Raw genomic sequence first — 4,148 nt, forward strand, 5'->3', positions numbered from 1 at the left:
GGGGCGCGCCGACCCGGGGCGCGCGGAGGCGTCCGCGAGCAGCCGGTCCAGACCGGTGGGGGTGAGTTGGGCGACGGTCGCGCCGGCGGCGTCCACGGACCAACCCGCGCCCACGTGCCCGGCGAGGCAGGCCGCGAACAGGTTCATCGTGGAGTCCATCTCGCCGGGGATCCACACGCGATCGGACGCCGTCAGCCCTAGCCGCGCGGCGACGGCGTCGAAGGAATCGACCCAGGACGCCGTCGTCCGGACGATCGTGCGCGCCGCGGCCGACGTCGTGCCCGACGTGCGGACCGCGATCGACCGGCCCCGGCGATGGGCGTCCCAGAACGCGGCGACCGGGTCGGACGCGCCGGTGAGAAGCGCCGGGGAATCGCCGCGCGGCGTCCGGGAGGTCGGACTCATACGGACGCGGCGTCCCGCCCGAGCCGGCCCCGCAGCGGCAGCAGACCGGGATAGCTCTTGTGGACGGCCACGGCCGTCGCCGTCGCGAGGACGACCTTGATCGAGTCGCCGATGATGAACGGCGTCACGGCGAGCGCGGCGGCCGGGACGCTCAGGTGCATGACCGCCATCATGCCCACCGCCCCGAACAGGTACATGACGACGATGCCGAACGCCGCGTTGATGAGCAGCCCCGGCACGAACCGGTACGGCGCCCCCACCCGCTCGGTGGCCCAGCCGATCAGGAACGGGACGACCACGTACGCGACCAGGAACCCCACCGTCGCGCTCGCGAAGACCCCGACGCCGCCGCGTCCGCCGGCGAGCAGCGGCAGGCCGAGCGCGACCAGGGCCATGAACAGGAGTTGCGACAGTCCGCCGCGGCGGGCGCCGAGGATGGCGCCGGCGAGGATCGTCCCGAACGACTGGGCCGTGATCGGCGACGGCGAGATCGGCGTGTAGAACGCGGGCAGGAAGCCCAAAGCGGCCGTGATCCCGGCGAACACCGCGATCACGGCGATGTCGCGTCCGGGGGTGCGGCGGCGATCGGCGGGCCCGGACGCGGCGCGAGCCGACTGGTCGCTGCGGGTGGGGTGGGCGGATGGCATGACGGTCCTTTCCGGGTGGATGGCCGGATTCTAGGACGATTCCACCGATTCTTGAACATTGTTCAAGATGTGTGCGGAGACGTGCAGGCGTCCGGCGACCGGCGCGCCCGGGCTTCGCCGGAGTCCCGCCGTCGTCGCCCGGCTACTCTCGGCCCCATGAGCGAGTACCACAAGCCCCGCCGGCCGAGCTTCCGCGACCCCGCGGCCCTGGAGGCGCTCGGCGAGCGCTCCGACCCCATCGCCGAGTTGCACGCCGCCCACGAGACGGCTGCCGTCCTGCTGCACACCGGACGCGCCGCCGGCGACCCCGCCGTCACCGAGCGCCTGATCGCGCTGGTCGACGACATCGGGCTGCCGACCCTCGCCGACCTCTGGGCGTCGCGGCCGGCGCGCTCGTTGCCGGGCGCGCTCTTCCGCCTGTACGTGCTGCGCGAGTGGATGCGCACCTCCCCCGCGGACGCCGCCCGCGAGTACGCCTACGGCGTCCCGTACACCGAGCCGAACCACGTGGTGGCGGGCGTCGAGCCGACCGGCCCCACCGAGGTCGCGCGGGTCGCCGACGAGATCCTTCGGGGCGTCTTCACCGGGGACTTCGCGGTCGCCCTCGAGCGCGCCGCGGCCTTCTGCCGCGTCGTCGTCGCCGGACGTGCGTTCGCCGGCGAGGGAACCCTCTCCGTGATGGACGCCGCCCGCCTCCGCGACATGGCCGACGACCTCACCGCGTCAGCGCGCCTCTGGCGCGCTGGCAAGCTGAACTGATCCCGTCGGGGACGCCGGTCCGCACGCGCCCCCGAGCCCGCCCATGCTGCCGCGGCATTCCGCCCGAGCATTTGGGTCTCGACCGCGGGGGGCCTATCCTCGAACGCGGTGTCGGGCCGCGGTAGCCCCGGGCTCCATCTTTAGCCGCTGCGAGCGGCCACGCGCCGAGAGGCGCTCCCGGCCCGACGCCACCCAAGCCCCGTGCCGACCGCTGTAGTGGTCGCTCTCCTCCAGGGTTGTGCCCGGCCGATTCGACGGGCGGTGAGGACCGCCCCGTCCCCAACCCCGGAGAGTCCTGCGACACACCCGCGCCGAGGCGATGAGCTCCGGGCTGATCCCACAAGGCGAGTTGCCCGTCACCTCGTTCTGCTTCCATTTCGGAAGCAAAACCAACCAACGCCCGTCACGCCGGGGAGCGTCCCTTATGACCAGTCTGGGCGTCACGACGATTCTCGACAGGGCCACCAGTTGCACTCGATCCCGTCGACGGACTCCGCGAGGGAGGACGACCGAGGAGCCTGCTCACGCGCAGCAGCGTCACCCCGGTCTACGGGTCGATCCGCCGGCCCATCCTCCCGACGGCAACATCGCCGCGCGGTTGAGTTGGTCGGACCACTGTCCTAACCTGGGTTGTGGTCGCGAGGCGTCCGAACCCACGGGGGTGGGCGTCCGAGAGACCGGCAGGCCCCCGCTCGACGGGGTTCGTGAAGGAGATCGCACAGATGGCTTCCCGGGGCACACGCTTCGTCCAGGATCACCGCGCCGCGGCGTCCTGTCCGTGTTGCACCGGGCACTGTAGCCACTGTTGTCGCTGACGCGACCGCACGACCGCCTGCGCGGGCTCAGGCCCGCTGTCACCTCGGGGTTCACATCCCCAACACGGGCCGGCGCCGCTCGACGAATCTCCTGATCCGCTCGCCGCCGGCATCCCCCTGTGATCCGCGGCTCGCCGGTCCGTCGACCGCCGCTCCGTCGACCGCCGCTCCGTCGACCGTCACCCCGCAGATCACCTCCCCCACCGTTCGTCATGCACCGCCGTGCGGGCACGTCCCCGCGCGGCCATCGGAGAAGAGAATGTCTGATTCGTCCAACCACCCGGACGCCGTTGCGCGCCCCCAGGACGCCCGCCACCAGGACGCCCGCCCCCAGCCCGGTCAGGTGTTGCCGTCGGGCGCCGTCGTCCAGCCCACCACCACCGACCAGGTCAAAGCCGACCAGCGCGCCGAGGCCCGGGCCCAGCACGGCGTCAGCCGGCGCGGGTTCCTCACCGGCGTCACGCTCGGCGCACTTGGCGGCCTCGTCGTCGGCGGAGTCGGCGGCGGGCTGATCGGCAACGACATCGGACGCGGCGCCGCCACGGCCGCCGCGAACCGTCCGCTCAAACTGATCTACGGCGGCGACGTCTGCGACGCCCCCGCGATCGTCGCCAAGGAGAAGGGCTTCTTCGAGCAGGCCGGCCTCGACGTCACCCTCCATAAGACCGTCGGCGACGAGGACAGCAAGGCCGCCGTCGGCTCCGGCCAATACGACGCCTCCAGCGGCATCTTCTACTCATGGCTCAAGCCCGTCGAGGAGGGCCAGAACGTCAAGTTCGTCGCCGGCCTGCACGGCGGATGCCTGCGGCTGATCGTCCCGAAGGACTCCTCCATCGACGCGCTCGCCCAGCTGAAGGGCGTCAACATCGGCATCCCCAGCCTGAGCAGCTCGGCGACCATGTTCTTCTCCATGGACCTCCTGGACGCCGGCATCAACCCGCTCCCCGAAGCGGGCCAAGTGCACTGGAAGGTGCTCGACAACTCCGTGCTCGCCGACGCGCTCCGCAAGGGCGACGTCGACGCCATCGCCACCAGCGACCCCATCGCCTACCTGCCGCTGCTGCGCGGCTACGGACGGGAGCTCGCCAACAACATGACCGGCACGAACGCCCAGGCCTACTGCTGCTGCACCGCCCTCAACGGCGACCTCGTCGCCCGCGAGACCCCGCTCGCGCGCAAGCTCATCGAGGCGTGGGCCCAGGGCTCCCGGTACGTCGCCGGCCACGAAGCCGAAGTGGCGCGCATCGAGGTCGACAAGGGCTACGTGGCCGGCGACGTCGGCCTCATCGAAACCCTCCTCAAGAGCTACACGTGGGAACCGTCCGTCGTGAAGCTCAAGGACTCCCTCCTTCCCGGCATCGAGAAGTTCCAAAAGACCGGCTACCTCGGCCGGGACGCCGACCCGCGCGCCCTCGCCGACAAGGCCTTCGACACCCTCGGATTGGACTGGTAATGACCGCCCTCACCACCCAGCCGGCTTCCCGGCCGGCTCCCCCAGCCGCCCCCTCGGTGGCCGAGCAGG

3 protein-coding genes and 1 pseudogene are annotated in these 4,148 nt (G+C 72.0%); 2 read left to right on the top strand and 2 right to left on the bottom strand.

All coding sequences use genetic code 11. The features are described from left to right. Both WMJ97_RS14525 and WMJ97_RS14530 read right to left on the bottom strand, forming a co-directional pair. Positions 1-405 (bottom strand): annotated as a pseudogene (locus WMJ97_RS14525) (hypothetical protein); the annotation flags it as partial. Beyond that, positions 402-1,052: a biotin transporter BioY gene (locus tag WMJ97_RS14530; protein WP_347349722.1), complete on the bottom strand. Its 651-nt coding sequence runs from the start codon at positions 1,050-1,052 to the stop codon at positions 402-404. The gene WMJ97_RS14530 and the pseudogene WMJ97_RS14525, both read right to left, overlap by 4 nt. A 156-nt stretch (positions 1,053-1,208) precedes the next feature. On the opposite strand from WMJ97_RS14530, the gene WMJ97_RS14535 reads away from it, so the two are divergent. Together WMJ97_RS14535 and WMJ97_RS14540 are read left to right on the top strand one after the other, a co-directional pair. Continuing rightward, positions 1,209-1,811 (top strand): hypothetical protein, encoded by a 603-nt coding sequence (locus tag WMJ97_RS14535; RefSeq protein WP_347349724.1) that lies wholly within the window; start codon positions 1,209-1,211, stop codon positions 1,809-1,811. Positions 1,812-2,885: 1,074 nt separating this feature from the next. After that, positions 2,886-4,079: an ABC transporter substrate-binding protein gene (locus WMJ97_RS14540; RefSeq protein ID WP_347349725.1), complete on the top strand. Its 1,194-nt coding sequence runs from the start codon at positions 2,886-2,888 to the stop codon at positions 4,077-4,079. Positions 4,080-4,148 lie beyond the last annotated feature (69 nt).

The organism is Nigerium sp. (assembly GCF_039811905.1).
GTDB lineage: Bacteria > Actinomycetota > Actinomycetes > Propionibacteriales > Propionibacteriaceae > Propioniciclava.

What these genes read in the sequence shown, in the direction of transcription:
- WMJ97_RS14530 (WP_347349722.1), bottom strand. Translation starts at nt 1,052, where the DNA reads ATGCCATCCGCCCACCCCACCCGCAGCGACCAGTCGGCTCGCGCCGCG.
- WMJ97_RS14535 (WP_347349724.1), top strand. Translation starts at nt 1,209, where the DNA reads ATGAGCGAGTACCACAAGCCCCGCCGGCCGAGCTTCCGCGACCCCGCG.
- WMJ97_RS14540 (WP_347349725.1), top strand. Translation starts at nt 2,886, where the DNA reads ATGTCTGATTCGTCCAACCACCCGGACGCCGTTGCGCGCCCCCAGGAC.